Origin of the sequence: Patulibacter medicamentivorans, assembly GCF_000240225.1 — a bacterium.
GTDB classification, from domain to species: domain Bacteria; phylum Actinomycetota; class Thermoleophilia; order Solirubrobacterales; family Solirubrobacteraceae; genus Patulibacter; species Patulibacter medicamentivorans.
Map to the genome: position 1 here is coordinate 1 of NZ_AGUD01000283.1, position 2,406 is coordinate 2,406.

Consider the following 2,406-nt stretch of genomic DNA (forward strand, 5'->3'; position numbering starts at 1 on the left):
GTCCTTGCCGCCGAGCTCCAGCGAGCAGGGGATCAGGCGCTCGCCGGCGCGGGCGCCGATCCGGCGGCCGACCTCGGTCGAGCCGGTGAACATGATCATGTCGACGACGTCGAGGATCGCCTCGCCGAGCACCGAGCCGCGGCCGGTCAGGACCTGCATCACGCCGTCGGGCAGCCCCGACTCGCGCAGGCCGCGGGCCAGCAGCAGCGAGGTCAGCGGCGTCTTCTCGGCCGGCTTGAGCAGCACGCTGTTGCCCGCCATCAGCGCCGGGATGCAGTCGCCGAAGCCGTTGGTGAACGGGTAGTTCCAGGGGGCGATGACGCCGATCAGGCCGAGCGGCGCGTGGCGCACCACGACCTTCTTGCCCTTCAGCATCGGCGACGACGCCTTGATCTTCTCGTCGGCCAGCAGCTTCTCGGCGTTGTCGGCCCAGAAGCCGAACGCGGCGGCCGCGTAGAAGATCTCCGCGATGAACGCGTCCTCCCAGGCCTTGCCGGTCTCGGAGACGATCGTGCGGACGATCTCGTCGGAGTTCTCGGTCACCCATTTCTGGGCCCGGCGCATCACCCGGGCGCGGCCCTCGAAGCCGAGCGCCTCCCAGGCCGGCTGCACGGCGCGGCCGCGGGCGGCCGCGGGCCCCGCGGCGTCGGCGCCGAGATCGTCGACCCAGGCGACCGTCTCGCCCGTGGCCGGGTTGATGACGGGCTTCTGCCCGGCGTGCTCGTCGGCGGACGCGGCGGTCGCGCCCGGTGCCTGCTCCTGCGTGCTCATGCTGCCCCTTCGGGTTGCTCCCGACGGCAGCCTAGCGCGTGCCTACTCCGGCGTAGCGAGACGGTGACGCCGGCGTCAGCTTCGCTGCCGGGGGCCGAGGTTCCGCGCCGCGCTCCGCGTACGGGCGCAGCGCGGCCCGGGCGATCAGTCCGTGATCGTGATCGAGCGGATCTCGATCGGGGTGACGGGCCGGTCCTGCGGGCCCGTCGGGGTGGTGCCGATCCGCTGCACGACGTCCTCGCCGCCGACCACGCGGCCGAAGTTCGTGTGCTTGCCGTCCAGCCACGGGGTGGCGTCGGTGGTGACGATGAAGAACTGCGAGCCGTTGGTGTTCGGCCCGGCGTTCGCCATCGCCAGCGTGCCGCGGACGATCTTGTGGTCGTTGATCTCGTCCTCGAACTCGTAGCCCGGGCCGCCGGTGCCGGTGCCGTTCGGGCAGCCGCCCTGGATCATGAAGTCGGCGATCACGCGGTGGAAGATCAGCCCGTCGTAGAAGCCGTCGTTGGCCAGCTTCTTGAAGTTCTCCACCGTCTTCGGCGCGTCGGCATCGAAGAGCTCGAAGACGACGTCGCCCTCGCTCGTGGTCATGGTGGCCGTGCTCACGGCGTCTCCCTGGTTCGGGTCACGGAAAAGCGCGCCGCGCGGGGCGGGTGCGGTCGCTCGGACCGCGGACCCACCGCGAGGCACGTCGGACGACCATAACGGCCGCTCACGGCCGCTGCGCGGCGAGGCGCCGCGCGGGCGGCTCAGCGGTAGGCGTAGATCTCGTTGATGCGGGCCGACGCCGGGCTGCCCGGCACGTCGGTGAACCAGACCAGCACGTGCTTGTACTTGCGGTTGCGGCCGCCGACCTCGCTCAGCGTCAGGCGCTTGCCGCCCGACGCGCCCTTGAGCGTCGTCTCGCCGGCGAGCGTGTCCCAGCCGAGGTCGAGCGCGTCCGGCGGCAGGCTGGCCTTCGTGGTGCCTAGGATCTTCACGACCAGCCCGTCGGTCGGGGTGTAGATCCGCAGCGACTTCAGCGCGGTCGCCTGGTCGAAGTCGAGCACGTAGCCGAAGCCGCCGCTCTGGCCGTCGCTGAGCGTCACGGTCCACGCCTTCGAGGTGCTGCCGTCGATCGCCGCGCCCTCCTCGCCCCGCTCCGCGACCACGCCGTCGGGGTCGTAGAGCGAGCCCTGGCCCTTCGCGAACGTCACGCGGCTCGGCGCGGCCGGCGTCGTGCTGGTCGTCGTCGTGCTGGTGGTCGTCGTGCTCGTCGACGTGTCGGTCGTCGTCGTGGTGTCGGTGGTCGTCGTGTCGGTCGTGTCGACCTTCGACGTGTCGTCGGTGGTGGTGGACGCGGTCGTCGGCGTCGACGCCGGCGGCAGCGTCGTCGGCGTCGACGTCCCGGGATCCGTCACCGGCGGAGGCACCTGCGCGACCGGCGCGCCCGAGGCGGGCGCCGGGGCGTTGGCGGTGCTGCGGGCGTCGCCGCGCAACGCCGCGTAGGAGGCGGCGGCGGCACCGCCGGCGAGCAGCACGCCGAGCACGACCGCGGTCGCCGCGGCGCGCAGGCCCGGCAGGCGCTGCGACATCGGCGTCAGCCGCACGCCGCAGCTCAGGCACCACTCCTGGTCGACCGAGCAGACCGCGCCGCAA

2 protein-coding genes and 1 pseudogene are annotated in these 2,406 nt (G+C 72.6%); all 3 read right to left on the reverse strand.

Annotated features, from left to right (window positions below; genetic code table 11):
- The coding region (locus PAI11_RS19515) for an aldehyde dehydrogenase family protein (RefSeq protein ID WP_040601072.1) at nt 1-771 on the reverse strand (771 nt) is incomplete at its 3' end.
- 144 nt (nt 772-915) lie between these two features.
- Entirely contained in the window at nt 916-1,359 is a 444-nt protein-coding gene (locus tag PAI11_RS19520) for a peptidylprolyl isomerase (protein WP_007578049.1), read from the reverse strand.
- Between the two features lie 158 nt (nt 1,360-1,517).
- A pseudogene (locus tag PAI11_RS27535) lies at nt 1,518-2,406 on the reverse strand (hypothetical protein); the annotation flags it as partial.